General features: G+C 39.2%; 15 protein-coding genes. 4 read left to right on the top strand and 11 right to left on the bottom strand.

The window, feature by feature from the left end:
* Window positions 1-31 precede the first annotated feature (31 nt).
* Entirely contained in the window at window positions 32-1,264 is a 1,233-nt protein-coding gene (locus CEQ21_RS15850) for a Zn-dependent hydrolase (protein WP_328593482.1), read from the bottom strand.
* Between the two features lie 196 nt (window positions 1,265-1,460).
* On the opposite strand from CEQ21_RS15850, the gene CEQ21_RS15845 reads away from it, so the two are divergent.
* Window positions 1,461-3,104: a PucR family transcriptional regulator gene (locus CEQ21_RS15845; protein ID WP_185765362.1), complete on the top strand. Its 1,644-nt coding sequence runs from the start codon at window positions 1,461-1,463 to the stop codon at window positions 3,102-3,104.
* 125 nt (window positions 3,105-3,229) lie between these two features.
* On the top strand, window positions 3,230-4,552 hold the full coding sequence (locus CEQ21_RS15840) for a nucleobase:cation symporter-2 family protein (protein ID WP_185767294.1): 1,323 nt from the start codon (window positions 3,230-3,232) through the stop codon (window positions 4,550-4,552).
* 46 nt (window positions 4,553-4,598) lie between these two features.
* Here CEQ21_RS15840 and CEQ21_RS15835 read toward each other — a convergent pair whose 3' ends face one another.
* Window positions 4,599-5,831 carry an NADP-dependent malic enzyme gene (locus CEQ21_RS15835; protein ID WP_185765361.1) on the bottom strand — a complete coding sequence of 411 codons (1,233 nt, stop codon included), beginning with the start codon at window positions 5,829-5,831 and terminating at the stop codon, window positions 4,599-4,601.
* Window positions 5,832-6,105: 274 nt separating this feature from the next.
* Window positions 6,106-6,783, bottom strand: a complete 678-nt coding sequence (gene rpiA / locus CEQ21_RS15830) for a ribose-5-phosphate isomerase RpiA (protein WP_185765360.1) — start codon at window positions 6,781-6,783, stop codon at window positions 6,106-6,108.
* 178 nt (window positions 6,784-6,961) lie between these two features.
* Between rpiA and CEQ21_RS15825 the strand changes: the two genes are divergently transcribed.
* Complete coding sequence (locus CEQ21_RS15825) at window positions 6,962-7,180, top strand: hypothetical protein (protein ID WP_185765359.1); 219 nt, start codon at window positions 6,962-6,964, stop codon at window positions 7,178-7,180.
* A gap of 22 nt (window positions 7,181-7,202) precedes the next feature.
* Here the strand turns inward: CEQ21_RS15825 and zupT are convergent, their stop codons facing one another.
* On the bottom strand, window positions 7,203-8,009 hold the full coding sequence (gene zupT / locus CEQ21_RS15820) for a zinc transporter ZupT (RefSeq protein WP_185765358.1): 807 nt from the start codon (window positions 8,007-8,009) through the stop codon (window positions 7,203-7,205).
* Between the two features lie 378 nt (window positions 8,010-8,387).
* Here zupT and CEQ21_RS15815 point away from each other — a divergent pair, with 378 nt between their 5' ends.
* On the top strand, window positions 8,388-11,000 hold the full coding sequence (locus CEQ21_RS15815; protein WP_185765357.1) for a putative bifunctional diguanylate cyclase/phosphodiesterase: 2,613 nt from the start codon (window positions 8,388-8,390) through the stop codon (window positions 10,998-11,000).
* 41 nt (window positions 11,001-11,041) lie between these two features.
* Here the strand turns inward: CEQ21_RS15815 and CEQ21_RS15810 are convergent, their stop codons facing one another.
* From CEQ21_RS15810 to CEQ21_RS15780, 7 genes are all read right to left on the bottom strand, one after another.
* Window positions 11,042-12,115: a YhgE/Pip domain-containing protein gene (locus CEQ21_RS15810; RefSeq protein ID WP_185765356.1), complete on the bottom strand. Its 1,074-nt coding sequence runs from the start codon at window positions 12,113-12,115 to the stop codon at window positions 11,042-11,044.
* A 64-nt stretch (window positions 12,116-12,179) separates the two neighbouring features.
* Window positions 12,180-12,611 carry a MarR family winged helix-turn-helix transcriptional regulator gene (locus tag CEQ21_RS15805; protein ID WP_185765355.1) on the bottom strand — a complete coding sequence of 144 codons (432 nt, stop codon included), beginning with the start codon at window positions 12,609-12,611 and terminating at the stop codon, window positions 12,180-12,182.
* Window positions 12,612-12,769: 158 nt separating this feature from the next.
* Complete coding sequence (locus tag CEQ21_RS15800) at window positions 12,770-13,492, bottom strand: DsbA family oxidoreductase (protein ID WP_185765354.1); 723 nt, start codon at window positions 13,490-13,492, stop codon at window positions 12,770-12,772.
* A gap of 487 nt (window positions 13,493-13,979) precedes the next feature.
* Window positions 13,980-14,219, bottom strand: a complete 240-nt coding sequence (locus CEQ21_RS15795; RefSeq protein WP_185765353.1) for a phage holin — start codon at window positions 14,217-14,219, stop codon at window positions 13,980-13,982.
* 298 nt (window positions 14,220-14,517) lie between these two features.
* Window positions 14,518-15,711, bottom strand: coding sequence for a PDZ domain-containing protein (locus CEQ21_RS15790; RefSeq protein ID WP_185765352.1), 1,194 nt, complete (start codon window positions 15,709-15,711; stop codon window positions 14,518-14,520).
* A 174-nt stretch (window positions 15,712-15,885) separates the two neighbouring features.
* A complete protein-coding gene (tkt, locus tag CEQ21_RS15785) occupies window positions 15,886-17,901 on the bottom strand; it encodes a transketolase (RefSeq protein ID WP_419181620.1) in 2,016 nt (671 codons plus the stop codon).
* Between the two features lie 27 nt (window positions 17,902-17,928).
* Window positions 17,929-18,795: a 6-phosphofructokinase gene (locus tag CEQ21_RS15780; RefSeq protein WP_185765350.1), complete on the bottom strand. Its 867-nt coding sequence runs from the start codon at window positions 18,793-18,795 to the stop codon at window positions 17,929-17,931.
* Window positions 18,796-18,804 lie beyond the last annotated feature (9 nt).

The following is an 18,804-nucleotide window of genomic DNA, read 5'->3' as shown; positions in this document are numbered from 1 at the left end:
TCTCTCCTTAAAGTTTCATAATGATTTCCTATTAATAGGCTAATTTTAGCAGTAACTCAATCAATACTGTAACGCCATTTTTCAAATCATGTTTATTCGTATACTCCAGTGGTGAATGGCTGATTCCATTAACACTTGGCACAAATAACAGCGCTGTTTTGCAATACGTTCCAAAAACCTGTGCATCATGCCCTGCACCGCTTGTCATTGTTTTAAAGGAAAGCTCGTTTTCCTTCACCACTTCCTCCGCAATGCGAGTTAGTTCCATGTTCATTTCCACGGGCTTTACATCAAGCCATTGATCTATCTCAACAGCAACTCCTTTTTTTGCGCCTATTTCTCTGAAATAGTTAAAGATATTTTCGCAATATTGCTGAATGATCTCTTCCTCATGATGACGTACATCTAATGTAAAGACCACTTCATTTGGGATAACATTCGGGACATTTGGGGAAGCCGTTATACTCCCGGCTGTTGCTACTAAACTATTAATGGTGGAGGCTTTATCTAATGCATACACAATTAATTGTGATGCAATATGGAGGCTGTCCTTTCTGTAAGGCATCGGTGTTGTGCCTGCATGATTGCTTTCACCTGTCACTTTAATAGTAAATCTCCGCTGCCCAACAATATGAGAAACAAGTCCAATCGATTTTTGTTCTTTTTCCAGTACCGCTCCCTGTTCAATATGCAATTCAATAAAGCAATCAATATCATCTCGCTGAAGCTTATCAGAATCTGGAATGAACGGTATATTATTCAACGCCTTTGCCATAGAGATATTAGCAGAATCAAAGAGTAGCAAGCTTTCGTCTTTTTGATATTTCCCAGTAATGGACCCTGAACCCCAAAATGCCAACGGAAAGCGGCTTCCTTCTTCCTCACTTAGTGACACTACCTCTATCGTTTTCTTTGGTTTTCCAAACCTTTCAAAAAGATAACCGACAGCTAATAAGCTTGCAATAATGCCAAATCCCCCGTCATAGATACCGCCATTGACGACAGTGTCAACATGAGAGCCAGTCAAAATTGCGTTACCCGATTCCGTCCCCTCCAATCTACCGAATAGATTCCCTACACCGTCAAACTTGGCAGACAATCCGATTTGCTCCATTCTTTCCTTTAAGGCGGTTTGTGCTTCTGCCCAGCTTTCATCATAAAGAAGGCGAGTCACCCCACCGTCCTCCGATCGTCCGTAATCAGACAGCCATTTAAGCCAGTTGTCTATTTCTTGTTCGTTCACCTGAATGGATGTTTTCATCATTTTGCCTCACTTCCTCCTAGCAATCTTCATCATAAGCTCTTTTTGCCAACAAACAGTTTTTTATTAAATTAATCATAAAGACGATATTTAGTGAATTCATTAGAGACAATGTTAGAATTATCTAAATTTTTTGTGCAAATTAACTAAGTTGACGTTATAATATAAAGAAAAAACGGTATTTATAAAGGAGGCTATTATGAAGCTTACCGATCTTCTTAATAAACCAGCTTTTTGTGATATTGAAGTTCTAGCTGGAAAAAACGGTTTGAGCAGAGAAATAAAAAATGTCACCATGATGGATGCTCCAGACATCATTGACTTCCTGTTTGAAAATGACTTTCTTGTAACGACCGCCTATCACTTGAAGGATGATTCTGCCTTGCTTTTGGAATTGGTGCAATCGATGCATAAGCAAAAATGCGCCGGACTGGGGATTAAAACACATCGTTTTTTGGAGCAAATACCGGAAAATGTCATCCAATATGCTGACGAGCATCAATTTCCGATTATGCAAATCCCTCTTGAGAAATCGTTAGGGGAAATCGTTAATGCAACTTTGCATTATATGTTGAATGAACGGACAACCGATTTAATGACTGCTTTTGAAACCCACCGGAAATTCACTCAGCATATTTTAAAAGGAAAAGGGATTAAGAGATTGCTTGATGATTTATCTACCATGATTGGACAAAGGGTTATTTTGCTTGATCAGCATTTTCAAACACATGCATCCTCCCACACCAAACATCCAATCAGTGAGTTTGTCATGAACTTATATGCAGAAGACTTTCGGTTGTTTTTAAATAGCACTGCCTGCACATGTTTTTCGTCCAGGTACACAGAGGAAGTCTTTTGTGCATTTCCCATTCATACCCCTATCGGAAAACCGGCATTTCTGATTGCGTTAGGAAGCCTGCCTATCAATGACAAAAACTTGCTGCTGACAATTGAACAGGCTACAAATGTACTTTCCTTTGAGCTGATGCGTGAGAATACAGAGAGACAATATGCAAGAAGAGCTCGTAATGAATTCTTTTTAAATATGGTGGAAGGAAGAATTACTTCAAAAGAGGAAATTGCCAGTAGAGCAAAAGAATTTTCCTTACAAAACGAACAGCCCTGTCTGATGTTTCTTGGCAAGGTTGATCAAGATGATGTCCATAAAACATTTACTCAGCACCAGCTTGAAACAGACTATTTGTATGAATTTTTGGAAACAGAAATCACGAAAGCACCTTTTATGACACAATTGTTTGTGAAAGGCGATCATTGCATTCTTATTATGGAGGCAGGGGATTCCAATGCCGAATTCCGTTCACAGGCAATCTCTTACTTAAAAAAACTGCAAGCTAATATCGCCAATATATTCAAGAAAACAATGTCATTTGGAGTAAGTAATATAAGCCATCAGCTAATCAATATGCCTAATGCGTATAAAGAAGCTTTAAGTGCTTATCATACAGGCATGCTTTCAGCAAAAACGCAATTTATCCAAATCCATCGTCCCAAAGATGTCTCTGAGATGCTCCGCATCATTCCAGGAAAAGATCTGCAAGAGTTTTGTGATCATATTTTCCAAGGATTGTCGAGCAAGCAGCAAGAAGACGATGAACAAATCCTGCTTCATACTTTATCCGTTTATTTAGAAACACATTGCCAAATTTCCGAGACTGCTAAAAGATTATTTGTTCATCGTAATACAGTTATTTACCGCTTGGAAAAATGTGAAGAGCTTTTAGGAAGAAGCTTGAAAGATGCTGACACGACCTTTCATTTAAGACTTGCTTTTCGGATAAAATCAATATTGCACACACAGAAGCCAGCTGCAGGCGTAAAGTAAACTATATTTTCTAAATATTTTGTACATTATAACCAATGACTTCTTTCCCTCCGCTCTTTAATATGTTATTAAACCTAACTTGTTGTGTTAGATTATTTAACATTAAGGATGAAAGAGTGATAATGATGACAAAAACAAAGCAGAACAGTGGGAAAATCTTTTCCTTAGGCCTCCAGCATGTGCTGGCAATGTACGCAGGTGCAATTCTTGTGCCATTACTTGTCGGCAGAGCGTTAGAGCTGACAGCAGAACAGCTCTCCTATTTAGTCGCAATTGACTTGCTCACATGTGGAATTGCGACATTATTGCAAGCTTGGAAAAACAAGTATTTAGGAATCGGACTGCCCGTAGTGTTAGGCAGCTCCTTCGTTGCCGTCACTCCGATGATTTCAATCGGAACAAATTATGGTATTACAGCCATTTATGGAGCCATTATCGTTACAGGCTTGTTCATCGTTCTATGTGCGCCGCTCTTTAGTAAGATTGCAAGATTGTTCCCCCCTGTTGTTATTGGCACTGTTGTGACAATTATCGGCTTATCACTAATACCATCAGGAATTAAAAATATGGGAGGCGGAGCCACAAGTCCTGATTTCGGTTCGATTGATAATCTTGCCTTATCCTTTGGTGTTTTGCTTTTCATCCTAGTTCTCAGTCGCTTCTCCAAAGGATTTATTCAATCATTATCAGTACTAGCTGGCATCATTGCAGGAACCATTGTAGCTACATTAATGGGCAAGGTTGACTTCTCTCCAGTAGCAGAAGCAAGCTGGTTCCGCTTGCCAAGCGTTTTCTATTTTGGAACACCTACCTTTGAAATTGGTCCGATTTTGACGATGCTGGTTGTTGGAATTGTTATAGTTATTGAGTCAACAGGTGTCTTCTTTGCACTAAGCAAAATTTGTGAAAAGCCGCTGTCAGATAAAGATTTGACTAGAGGCTATCGAGCAGAGGGTGTCGCCATCACACTTGGCGGAATACTCAATGCCTTCCCTTATAACACCTTCGCCCAGAACGTTGGACTTGTCCAGCTTTCAAAGGTAAAAACAAAAAATGTAGTCGTAGCAGCCGGCGGTATTTTAGTCTTTTTAGGATTGATTCCTAAAATAGCTGCATTTGCGACTATCATACCAACTCCCGTTCTCGGCGGTGCTACTGTTGTCATGTTCGGGATGGTCGTAGCATCAGGAATTAAAATGCTCAGCACTGTTGATTTCAGCAAACAGGCAAATCTGCTTATCATGGCGTGCTCCGTTTCTATTGGACTTGGTGCAACTGCAGTTCCTGATTTATTCGCACAGCTTCCTTCAGCTCTTCGCATCATTGTCAGTGATGGCATTATTTCCGGAAGCCTTGTTGCCATTCTGTTAAACCTACTTTTCAGTATCAAGCCTAAGAAGGATAAAGCAGCACAAAAGGTTACTCCTACATTAGAACAACCATCATAATAAAGAAAGGCTGCAGCATATACTGCAGCCTTTCACTGTTTAAAGCTTAACCGCCAATGCTTGTCAGCTCAGCAGTCTTGTCTTGAACTTGTTGTGGATCAACTGTAATTCTTGCCACATTCGTTTCCATTGCAGCCTTTGCAACTGCTGCTGCTACCGCTGGGGCAACACGCGGGTCAAATGGGCTTGGAATAACATAATCCGGATTTAACTCAGACTCCATAACCAAGTCAGCAATTGCGCCAACTGCCGCTTGCTTCATTTCTTCATTAATATCTGTTGCACGTACATCAAGTGCACCACGGAAAATCCCCGGGAATGCCAGAACATTATTCACTTGGTTCGGGAAATCAGATCTTCCTGTGCCAACAACTGCAGCTCCAGCAGCCTTCGCTTCATCTGGTGTAATTTCAGGCACTGGGTTTGCCATCGCAAAAATGATAGCATCTTTATTCATCGTTGCAACCATTTCACGAGTTAGGGCACCTGCAACAGAAACACCGATAAACACATCCGCATCTTTAACGACATCAGCTAAAGAACCAGCTTCTTTGTTAACATTTGTATATGCCGCTACAGATTCCTTCACTTTATTCATGCCTTCAGGACGTCCTGCATAAATGGCTCCCTTTGTGTCGCACATGATCATGTTTGTCACACCATAAGAATACAGAAGCTTTGTGATGGCAATACCAGCAGCACCTGCACCATTTAAAACAACCTTAATATCCTTCCACTCTTTATTAACGATTTTCAAAGCATTAAACAGCCCTGCAACCGTTACGATTGCTGTTCCATGCTGATCATCGTGAAATACAGGAATATCTAATTGCTGCTTAAGACGCTCTTCAATTTCAAAGCACTGTGGTGCTGCTATATCCTCTAGATTGATTCCGCCAAAACCAGAAGCTAACAATTTTACTGTTTCCACAACTTTATCTGGGTCTGTAGTGTCCAATGCGATTGGAAATGCATCAACTCCTGCAAAGCTCTTGAATAGTATTGCTTTTCCTTCCATAACAGGCAGCGAGGCAGCTGCACCAATATTACCTAAACCAAGTACAGCAGTACCATTCGTAACAACACCAACCATATTGCCTTTCATTGTATAGTCGTAAACTGTTTCCGGCTCCTCATGAATTACCTTACAAGGCTCTGCAACACCAGGTGAATAAGCAAGGCTTAAATCCTTCGCATTCTTTACTTCTACCTTTGCATTTACTTCTAATTTGCCTTGCTTTTCCTGATGCATTTTTAAAGCATCTTCTCGTAATGACATATTTTCTCTCCCTTTCGCTTATCACATCATAAGCAGATAAAGCTTATATACCACTTACTTCTGATAATATTTTCATTTTATAAATATCCATGTAACGATGATATAACTTACAAAATGAAATGAAAACTTTAATAAAGTAAAAAAAATGGCGATATTGTGAGGATTTTATGAACAATGGAAGACAGGATAAAAAAAACCCCTAACAAAGTTAAAGGTTTCAGCTGTAAAGCTCTTTTTCACTTGTTCGTAAAATTAGCTTTTCCTACTATATAGCTTATTCTAGCTTGTCAAGGAGGATTGCCTGTTTATCCCCGTTTATCGTAATAACTTCCTTGACCATATCGATAAACAAACCATTTTCCACAACGCCAGTAATGTTGTTCAAATCCTTTTCCAGTTGTTTCGGATCTGCTATTACATCAAATGTGCAATCTATAATATAATTACCGTTGTCTGTTACATAAGGAGTGTCTCCGTTCATTCTTAACAACGTCTGACATCCAAAACGTTGAATATAGCTCTCCGTTTTTCTAACTCCAAATGGAATTACTTCAACCGGCAATGGGAAGCTACCGAGTTTTTGAACGATTTTTTTAGAATCAGCCACAACGACGAACTTATTGGAAGCCTTTGCAATTATTTTCTCTCTCAGCAGCGCTCCGCCTCCGCCTTTAATGGCATAAAAATGATGATCTATTTCATCTGCACCATCAATCGCAACATCAATGGACTCAACCTCATCTAACGTTAACAGTGGAATGCCTTGCTCTTCAGCCAGCTTTTCTGTTTGAACACTTGTTGCTACTCCTTGGACTTTCATTCCTTGCTGTATCATTTCACCTATTTTTAATATTGTATAGTAAACTGTTGAGCCTGTCCCTAACCCAACAACCATCCCGTCTTTAACATAATCGACGGCCGCCTTTTCTCCTACTGCAGCTTTTTCATTCATTGTTTTCACCTCATTAGTTGGTAAAAATGCTTGTCTTTATCGTAATACAAAAAAAGAGGAATTTCCATTAACTCCTCTTTTTTCACTATATTATCGCATAAATATGGAATGTTCTGAAACATACATACAGGGTTATTCGTATACTTATTAATAAGAAATTAATTTAAGGAGGATAACCATGACAGGACTAGTCGCAGTAATAATGGTATTTGCCATACCCATTATCGCCATCATAACAGAACATTCCAAAGATAAGCTGAAATTAAAACGGAAGATACTTCAAGATGAAATTGCATTGGAAAAATTAAAGCATGAAAATTTTCTGTTAGAGACAAATAAAATGAAGCTAGAAGTTGAAAAATTAGAAATAGAAAACCAAAAGTTTGACGTAAAGTAAAAACAAGCTGCTATTTTTCTTGTTAGATAAATAGCAGCAAGCTTATTGCCATAATGGCCATTCCCGTTATAAGCCCGTAAATGGACAAGTGGCCTTCATCGTATTTTTTGGCTGCAGGTAAAAGTTCATCTAAAGAAATGAACACCATAATTCCGGCAACAGCAGCAAAAATTAATCCAAACAGTAAATCATTTAAAAATGGCATTAAAATAAGGAAAGCAACTACAGCACCAACCGGCTCTGCCAAACCAGATAAAAAGGACAGCTTGAATGCTTTCTTTTTATCACCTGTCGCAAAATAAACTGGTACAGATACAGCAATTCCCTCTGGAATATTGTGAATGGCAATAGCAACCGTAATCGCAATTCCTAGTGCAGGATCCTGCAATGCAGCAGTAAATGTAGCAATCCCCTCTGGAAAGTTATGAATAGCAATAGCAAGCGCTGTGAATGTTCCCATTTTCAGAAGGGCTGGGTCTGCAACCTTGTTAGTTGAAGATAAATCCTCTACCTTCTTTAATTCATGGGGATTCCCCTGTTCTGGAACAAATTTATCAATTAATGCAATTAACAAAATACCTCCGAAAAACCCCGCCACAGTCAGCCAATTTCCCTGTTGAACCCCTAAATATCCAACAAGCGAATCCTTCGCCTTAACAAAGATTTCAATCATTGACACATAAATCATTACACCTGCAGAAAAACCAAGCATCCAAGATAAAAACTTCGTATTTGTCGTCGATGTGAAAAACGCAAGTATACTCCCAATTCCAGTTGCAAGGCCCGCTAATAAGGTTAAACCAAATGCTAGCAACAAATTCTCCGGCATCATCATACCCCTTTTTTTATTTTTTGAGTTTTCTAATCAATTCGTATCACCAATGTTTTTTGCCCAATTTAAAAAAGTTTCCCTTAGGAAAGATTTTAAATGTATATCAACAATACGTCAATTATATATATGCTTTTATTAGGCAAATGTTCTCTACATTTACAAATAAGGACATGTAAATAACTAAAATACTTTTTTCAAGCGCCATAATCATTTTTAACATGTAAAAAAATGCCTCCAAACTTTTCCGCACCATTTAGAAAATAGTACCATTCCAAACATTTCCTTATACTGTAGGAATAACCTAATATTTCGTATATAATGAGACAAAATACCTAACATATATATTAATATACGAGAAATAAAGGATGAACACCGTTGAAAAATACCTACAAAATCAGACTTGGCATAGCATTTATTATCATTTATATATTATTCTATTACTCTGTTTTGTTATTTGGACCTGAAAGCCATATTTCTGTGGTCAGCCGCAATCTTTTATCTGCTGCTGGTGCTTTAATGTCCTCTGCTGTCTTATTTTATTCCTATCGAAAAAGTGCCACTTCTGATAAAATAATTTGGTTTTGGTTTGCTATTGGAACATTTACCTACTTTATTGGAGAGCTAATTTGGATGTATCAGGAAAGCTTTCTGCAACGTACTATCCCTTTTCCTGATTACAGCGACATTTTTTATGTACTGCAAATCTGCTTCTACTTAATTGGATTGATTCGTTACTTCAGCAAACTAAGAACCGTTCTTCGAAGTGTTCAGCTTGTATTTGAAATGTTGATTATAATGATTGCTGCATTCAGCTTGAGCTACTATTTTATTATTGAACCTTTGCTCAAAAATAATGAATATACAGATGTTTTTTTGACAATCGCCATCGGCTATCCTTTAGGTGACCTTGCTTTATTAACGGGAGCCTTACTTATTCTGTTTTCCATAAAGGAATTGCCGCTTCGATCAAGCTTGGCGGTAATATTTGTTGGGCTATTGATACAAATAGTCTCAGATACAGGATATATGTACTTACTTTTTGCAACACACTATAATACGGGGAGTTTTTTTGATCCTTTATTTACGTTATCCTTGCTGATTATCTCGTTATCTAGCATTATGACGAAGGCAATTCCGAAGGCTGGCAATAACGAAGAAGCTAAATACGAATTGTTCAAGCTTTATATTCCTTACGCAGCGTTTTTAATTTTAATAATTTTTTCCATTCGGTTGAATCATCACCATTATGTTTTAGCAATTGGCAGCATTATATCTGTTCTTTTAATTTTAGCAAGACAAATTATCATTCTAACAAGATATAAAAGGCTTCTCAGAACTGCCGCTGCTGATAAGCAAAAGTTTATGTCCTTGTTTAAGTACCATCCTGATGCTGCGATGACGCTTGACTTAGAAGGAACGATTATTGAAATTAATGATGCTTTTGTCAGCATTGCTTATGAGCCAGTTGAATCTTTTTTAGGTGCGTCCTTCTTTCATATATTTCCGGAGAAAAGACAGCTCGTAGAAAGATCCTTTTTAACTGCCCTTCAAGGACAGCACCAAAGCTTTGAGGTCGATTATCTTGATATAGCTGAAAACAAATATTATTATTCAGTAACCTTCATTCCGATTTATATAGACAAAGAGGTTGCCGGGGTATTTGTAATTTCCAAAGACATTACAAATACAATCGCAAACACGGAAAGAATACAGTTTTTGGCTTATCATGATTCATTGACAGGGCTGGCAAATAGAGCTTATTTTGAAGAAACACTTAAGAAGAAGCTGGCAGCATCTAACCGTGGCGACATGGCTGTTATTTTTATTGATTTTGACAGATTTAAAGTGATCAATGACTCTTTAGGACATGACGCTGGCGATGAATTGTTGGTTTCTATCTCAGCAAGACTTTCCTCTGTAATCCGGCGTAGTGACGTGCTTGCCAGATTAGGAGGAGATGAATTTATCATCCTCTTAACGGAGATTCAAACAAAGGCTGAGATTATTGAAATTCTTGAGCGAATGATGAAAGTATTAGCACCTTCCTACTTTATAAAAAACAATTATGTTACTACAACACCAAGCATGGGTGTATCATTATCGGAAGAAAAGAAAAAAAGTGCAGTTATGATGATGAAGCAAGCCGATATTGCCATGTATTACTCAAAGAAAAATGGTAAAAACCAATATAATTTTTATCAGCATGGAATGGAGGGTGTTTCGGAGAATCACTTAAGAATGGAACAGGACTTGCATCATGCCATTGTAAATAATGAGTTTCAACTGTATTATCAGCCGCAAGTGGATACACTGGCAGGACTAATGTACGGAGTAGAGGCATTGATAAGATGGCAGCATCCAAAGCTAGGAATGCTGACTCCCTTCCATTTTATTGATATAGCAGAAGAAACAAATTTAATTATTCCTATTGGAGAATGGATTGTCAGGGAAGCTTGCAGACAAGGAAAAGAATGGCATGACAGTGGCTCGATGCTGCAAGTTTCTATTAATATCTCACCTAAACAATTTCAATCAAGCCAGCTAGTCACTCTAATCGCTGACGCACTGGAGGAATCTGGTTTTGACCCAAGTTATCTAATCATCGAAATAACAGAGGCAATTGCGATGAACCAAATTGAAAAAACGGTTGATACGATGTACAGACTAAAAAAACTAGGTGTTAGAATTTCCATTGACGATTTTGGAACAGGTCATTCCTCCTTATCCTATTTAACAGAACTACCAATTGACGCTCTGAAAATCCCAAGGGAATTTGTGCAAAATCTTGGAACTGAAACGAATAATGCCATCGTTCATACCATTATAACACTAGCAAACAATCTGAATCTTAAGCTTGTAGCTGAGGGTGTTGAACATCAGGAACAGCTACAGCTCCTGCAAGAAATGGGATGTTCTTACATTCAAGGCTATCTGTTCTCAAAACCCATCTTGAAAGAAGATGTGCTTCTGTTTACATTAGATAACTAGTAAAAAGGAGAATCCACCAAACGTGATGGATTCTCCTTTTTTTAATGGGCTAGCTGCTTTGCTGATAAAGCTGGATTGACTGCCTTTTCTTTTTGCGCTGCTAGTCTGATAATAGTTATCAAAAATGTCACAAGGAGCAGAAGTACTAGATGAATAGCAAATGCTGACACTGATTCACCGGTATAAATCAGTTTCGTAAATCCTTGGACTCCGTTAGATGCTGGAAGGAATGCACCGAAATGCTGATAAAATGGTGCAAGCATATTAGCAGGAATGATGTTCCCTGCTGTCATTAACTGCAACGGCACCATCGCCACATTAAACAGCGGGCCAGCATTGCCAAACAAGCTGAAGCTCATTTGTGTAAAGCTAATGCATGTTGCTGTTACTAACACATGGAACAGCCATAGCTTCCAGAAGGATGCCGCAACATCCTGAAAAGCAACCGTTAGACTGATAATAATAGTTGGAACAACGAGAGCAACGATTAGCAGAAGCATTTGTCTGCTCCAGAAAATTTGCCATTTAGAATGACCTTTTTTCATTATTTGACCAACTAAATTAAATTGGATATTCATTGTCATAACGGCAATATACGTAATGAAGCCAAGAATCATCGGCAGCATAGATGCCGCAAAATTATGAAGCTCATTTGTTTTAACAATATCCGCTGTAACACCACTATGTGCTCCTAAGTTGGCACTAATTTCTGAAGCTGCTTTTTCCATCATTGACACAGCTACTTGTGAATTTGCCTCGTTCACATAGAAAGTCAATTTGCCACTGCTATCTGTCATTGTCTCAGCAAATTTTTCAGGAATGACAATAAGCATTGCATATTTCCCTTTATCTAGCTGTTCTTTCGCTTTTTCATATTCAGAATCAGCGACTACATGGAACGGACTGTTTTTTGCTATTTGCTCTGCAATTGCCTTGCTAGCAGTTCCGTCTTCGTTGACAATACCGACATTCAGCTGATCAAGTCTTTCTGTCGCATTATTATAACCTGTCATCCACACAATCATAAAAAATACAGGTACAAAGATCGCAAATACTAATCCAATCTTTGTCTGTGGAATTTTCATCATATTTTTAAAGCCTTGTAAAATCTTCATTCCTACTCCCCTTTACTTCTGTTCACAAAAATAGTTGCACATGCATGTATATGTTTAAAAAAAATTAGGAAAGATTGTCATACATTTTATTCAATGCGAATATAAAGCTCTCTATTTCCAAATCCTCCAAGCCTTCATATACTCGATTTTCAAGCATTTCGAGCTCTGGCCAAATTTGTTTATGCAAATCAAGCCCTTTACTAGTAATATTGAGTTGGACTGCTCTTCTGTCAGATGGATCTACTGACCGGCTAACAAGTTCTTTTTTTATAAGCTTATCGAGAATTTTGCCGACTGTTGTCTGATCTCTTTCTGTCAATTCCGCAAGCCTTTTTTGAGAAATGCCATTTGTCTTACTCAATTCACTCAGTACGGAAAACTGTTCTGGTGTCAGTCCGAAACTGCTCATCTGCCGTGTAGCTGCCCTTTTAAAGGCTAAGTAAGTTCTTGAAAGTATCAAGCCTAATTCTTTATTATTCTTATGATTATCTGACATATAGTATCCTTCCCACAAAAATAGTTGCACTACATATAATTGCACATGCATGTAATTTTAAAATAAAAGGAACGTTAATGTCAATTGCTTTTTTATGTAAACATCATTTTAATAGTAAAAAAAGAAACTGCCAAAAGCAGTTTCTTTCAAATATCGATTTATTTTCCAGGGATGTCACAGTTATCGTCTGTACAAGCCGCGCCTGTGTTTCCTCCTGTTAGGTCTTGCAGCTTAGGGGCATTCCCTTCCTCTTCCCATACTTGTTGAAGTGCACGTCTGAAGGTTTCAGCCGGCTGTGCTCCTGAGATAGAATACTTCTGATTAATAACAAAAAATGGCACTCCCGTAACTCCCATTTGCTGAGCTAGCGCTTCATCAATTCTGACATCATTTGCATATTTTGTGGAGTCATTCAAAACAGCTAACGTTTCTTCTTTCTCAATTCCAGCGGTTTGAGCGATTTCTACTAATACATCATGATCACTTATCAGCTTCGATTCTGTAAAGTAAGAAGCTAACAGCTTTTCCGTCATTTCCTTTTCTTTACCAACGGTAGCGGCAAACTTCGCTAAACGATGAGCATCAAATGTATTTGTTGGTTTCATTTCATCAAAATTAAATGTTAGGCCAACCCCAGCTGCTTGGCTGCCAACACCTTCATTTGCTCTCTTCGCTTCCTCAATGCTCATGCCATATTTCTTAGCCAAAGCTTCATTAATTCCTGTGCCAGAATATATTTGTGCATTTGGGTCTAACTCAAAGCTTTTGAACTCCACCTCAACCTGATCTTTACCAGGGAATTGAGCAATTGCCTCCTCTAAGCGGCGTTTTCCTATATAACAAAATGGGCATACAAAATCGGACCATACTTCTATTTTCATTATTGCTACCTCTTTTCATCATTTACTTACCTGGACTTATGTCTTCCTAGTCTCTCTTTACCATTATAAAATAATCAACTTAAATAAAAAATTAATACGCTCAAACCCTACTTGATAAACTGAAAAGAGGCTGGGACAAAACAAAAGATAACCTTTCTAAACACGAATAATAGAATTACAACTAAATTTAAAAATGAAGGTTGTGTCAAAATAGAATAGGGAGTTAAAATTAGTTCGTTTCATTGCACTGCACCCACACCCACTCGCTTTCCGCGGGGAGGTTATGGATCCTCTTTGTCTTCGCCTGCTGGGGTCTCATCCTTTCCTCTATTTCCCTTAGTAGTCGAGTGGCCTCCGCTCCATTCCACTAAAATTTCTAATTTTTTGTATTAAAACTAAAAACAAAAAACCGAACCATTTAATCATAGTTGATTAAGTAGTTCGGTCTTTACGCTGGTTCACATACTTATGTCCCAGCCTCTTAACTTTATTTCGCTTTTGTAAGATTATTCGCCTTCAAAACATCCTTCTGCATTTTCCCTTTCGCTGTTACATAGTTGTTCTTAAACCATGCAACAACCGCAGATATTGCCGTAAATGCATTTGTTAAAATGTTTGTCCAATCCTCGCTCGTACCTGGAATTTCATATAACCCAACAGATACTAAAACTTGGTTAACCAATGCAATTGCCAACACTAATGTACGGATAAGTGTGCCTCTATCCATAGATTAATCACTCCTTGTCCTTTTTTTGCACTGTCACCATATAATATGACAGCTCGTACCAAATTGGTAACGGCTTTTGCATTAGGAAAGGAGTGAGATTTGGTTTTTGACTTAACCTACTATGTACTTCTTTAAAATTTTCTTAAGATTTTAAAATGGATTTACGATTTCAAATTCTTAAGCTGTTTTAAAGTTATATCAACTTCATCTCAATCCTACATACATTAAAGTAGCGAGAAGATAAGAAAATTCTCACAAATAGAAAAAAGAGCTTGCTTCATCAAGCAAGCTCTTTTTCTTATACCGCCTCATTATCCCTAGACTTATCATCCTGAATCATTAGAATACCAAGCTTATGATAGTCGCCTTCGTACAGGGCCCGTTGTGCAAATCGAACCTCCCCGTTTATATCGAGAACTTCTATCTTGCAATGTGCAGAGTTTTTTTGCAGTGCTCTGTACAACTGGATTTCATCATGCACAGCAATACTGTTTACTTTTGTGATGACTTCCCCTACTTTAAGGTCCATCTTATCTGCTGGGGATTCAGGCACGACACCTAAAATCATAATACCGTTATTTTTTTTCGTGAAATAAAAGGCTTTATTTTTTTCCTTACCTTTTTGGCCAGCTGTTATCCATTCGCGGCAAATGATGGCAACAAGAATGCTGCCGATTGCTGCAAGCGGAATGAAATATGCTGCAGCTGCGCTTAATGCAATAAGTATTCCAAGCCAGAAGACCTTTCTGCCAACTGCTTTTATTGCAGGCGTTGGGTGCATTCCCTGTACGGCTTGTTTAAATCCGAGCAAAAATGGCACGAAGATGATGGAATATGTTTCATCACCGACTGTAAATGCAGGCCAGCCTTCAATCGGAATCGAGAGAATGCCATTTGGCAGGAACAAAAACATTGGCACAAGCCAGACTCTTTCTGACAAATGTATGCCAATTGATTGGCCCCTGCTGCTTTTTTTCAAGCGTGGAGATGTTCCTTTACTTCCATTCTTCTCCATTAACAAGCCTTCTGCTGCAAGCAGCAGACCTAATACTGCAACAGCTGTCGGGAAAATATATGTACCTTCACCTATAGCCCCTTTGGAAAACAGGAAAAAATCCCAGCCCATATAAAGGGAAGCCATTGTTGCCAATAACCCTAAACCGAGTGTATAGGCAGGAGAAAGCAATCGTGTTTTTCCAATTAGACCAAGCAGGATTGTAAAAGCTCCTGTATAAATAATCATTTCCATCGGTACTACAAGAACGAGTGCAATGGAAAGAATGGATAAGCACAGCCCTATAATAATTCCCATCGGCAGGAGCTGTCGCAGCTCATAAAAGGCATTTTTCGCCCTGATGGTAAATTCCTTTCTTTCCTGCTTTACCCTTGAGACACCTAGGTAGGCAGCTAAAAGAAAGGATACATAAAACAAAGGATGAAGGAATAGCTTTCCAAATCCTTTTAAAAATTCAAACAGCCAATCTTGCCACATGAAGAGTCCCACCTTTTTAAAAAACTAGTTATTCCTATTTTTGAACAAGAATGTGATATTCCTCATTATATAAATCTATTATATTCTACTAGCAAAGTAATAGAAAGACCAGGAAGGATAATTCATGCAGAATCCATGAAAAAAAACCTGCCACAAAGGCAGGTTTTCTTCGGATTATTTTGTTGCTTCTATAACCGCTTTTACTTTTGCTGATATGTTTTCAACTGTAAATCCGTATTCTTGGAAAAGCTTGTCGGCTGGAGCAGATGCACCGAAATGGTCTATCGTAATATGCTCCCCTTTAGAACCGATATACTCTCTCCATCCAAGTGAAGCGCCTGCCTCAATTGCCACACGTGCTTGAATACTTTCAGGAAGCACGCTTTCTTTATATTCCTGTGATTGTTTTTCGAACAGATCCCAGCTTGGCATGCTGACGACACTTACATTAATACCCTCTTGTGCAAGCGCTGCTTGTGACTTCATTGCAAGTGAAACTTCTGAACCGCTGGCAAGCAGCAAGCCTTGTGCTTCGCCTTTTGCTGCTGAAACTGTATAAGCCCCTTTGCTTACCCCTTCATATGCCGCTGACTTTGACAAGTCTAATGTTGGTAAGTTTTGACGAGTCAGTACTAAAGCAGTCGGAGTATCCTTGCTTTCCAAGGCAATTTGCCATGCCGCCGCTGTTTCCTTTGCATCAGCAGGACGGATAACGGAAAGGCCTGGCATTGCACGCAAGGAAGCAAGCTGCTCAACAGGCTCATGTGTCGGCCCATCCTCTCCTACAGCAATACTGTCATGTGTGAACACATATGTTACAGGGAGCTTCATCAATGCTGCAAGACGAATGGCTGGACGAAGATAGTCGGAGAAAACAAAGAATGTTGCGCCGAATACTTTCACTCCACCATGCAATGCCATTCCATTGATAGCTGCTCCCATTGCAAATTCACGAACGCCGAACCAAATATTCTTTCCAGCATAGCTGTCGATTGCAAAATTCTGTTCATCAGCAATCAACGTTTTATTAGAGCCCGCCAAGTCAGCTGAACCGCCCAAAAATGCAGGAATTGCCTTTGCAGCAGCTTGAATGCTTTTGCCAGAAGAATCTCTTGTTGCCATAGAGCTCCCCACTTCAAAATCAGGCAGGCTATCTTGTAGATTTGCAGGAACCTCACCCTTAACAGCTGTTTCAAACTGCTCGGCAAGCTCTGGATATGCAGACTTATATTTGTCATACATTTCATTCCAAGCATTTTCCTTTTCCTGACCTTCTCCAGCTAAGCCTGCATAATGCTCAGCAACCTCTGCTGGCACATGGAAGGCTTCTTCGTAATCCCAGCTGTATGCAGCTTTTGCAAGCAATGCTTCGTCAGCTCCAAGCGGCGCACCATGAGACGCTGATTTACCGCCTTTATTCGGAGAACCAAAGCCGATGACTGTTTTGACTTCAATCAATGTTGGCACATCTGATTTTTTCGCTTGAGAGATTGCTTCCTGAACCGCAGTGATATCATTGCCATCCTCGACACGAAGGACCTCCCACCCGTATGCTTCAAAGCGCTTTTGCACACTTTCAGAGAAGGAAAGATGAAGGTCACCATCAAGAGAAATATCATTTGAATCATAAAGGACAACCAGTCTTCCTAGCTTAAGGTGGGCAGCAAGTGAAGCTGCTTCTGCAGACACACCCTCCATTAAATCACCATCTCCACAAATACTGTATGTATAATGGTCAACTACTTGATAGCCTTCTTTATTGTAAGTCTCAGCAAGATGTCTCTCTGCCATTGCCATTCCAACTGCCATAGCAACGCCTTGTCCAAGTGGACCTGTAGTTGCTTCCACTCCAGGAGTGTGACCAAATTCCGGATGTCCTGGAGTTTTGCTGCCCCATTGACGGAAGTTCTTCAAATCATCAATGCTCACACCATAATTAAACAAATGCAGCAGGCTGTACAACAGCATAGAACCGTGTCCTGCAGACAGCACAAAACGGTCTCTGTTAAACCAATGTGGGTTTGCTGGATTATGATTCATTTCCTTTGCCCATAATGCATACGCCATTGGTGCTGCGCCCATCGGCATTCCTGGGTGACCTGAATTGGATTTTTCGACAGCATCAATAGATAGTGTTCTGATTGTATTGATTGCCATTTGTTCAATATTTGTCTTCGTCATTTCGCTCATCATTACCCGCCCTTTAATGAATTGTCGTTATTTCTTCAAGAATGCAACTCCGTCTGTACGGACAGCCACTTGACCTGTTTCCTGCTCATTCTGCACCCAAGATAATATCTCTACTGCTAATCCATTGGCAATGATTCGGTCTGCAGAAGTTGGGTTTGTCCCCATACAGAGCGCTTCATCAATTTCTGTGTATTTAAAGTCAACATTTAACTGGTCGACCACTTTTTCTTGAGCCTCATTTGCTGAAGCCTTGCTATAAACAATAACGGAGGAGGTGTTCCATTCCGTAAAGCTGTTTTCGATTCTGTCTCTTAAAGAAAGGATTTCCTCTTCACTAGCTGCAGGTACAAAGTAATGACCATCTCCTGCAATGGAGATATCCTTCAGCATTTTCGTAGATGGGCTTCCATCAATGGAAAAACCGAATAACCGCGGCTTATCATACTTCAACGAATTAATCGTATCTTTGACTCTTAAGATATTATCAACAATGCTGTTAACGGCAGTATCATATCCTAAAGAAGAATCAGAGCCTTCCATATCGTTATAAATTGATACTGGCACAAACAAAGAACGAACAGAAGAACGGCCAGCAAGATGCGCTTCCCATTTTTCCTTCGCCTCTTTATTTCCGATAACAACAGCGGCATCAACTGCCGAGAAAATCTCTTCCCATTTATTATCTTCAGGATATGCAGACATCATCAGCATAGTTTGGCTTAAATAAGGAGCGTCGCTGTTTATGTTCAACTCTCTATACGTTGCTGTTCCTGAATCCTTTTCTATCTCCATTCCTACCAATTCGTGCTTAGAAGCCAAATGAAGCTGCATTTTATACACTATTTGTTTGACCCCTGCAGGCAAACTCCCAAAGACAATTACTCCAACTTTCAAAGCATTTTA

It is taken from the genome of Niallia circulans, from assembly GCF_007273535.1.
GTDB classification, from domain to species: domain Bacteria; phylum Bacillota; class Bacilli; order Bacillales; family Cytobacillaceae; genus Niallia; species Niallia circulans_B.
This window is presented reverse-complemented; position numbering and strand designations above follow the sequence as displayed.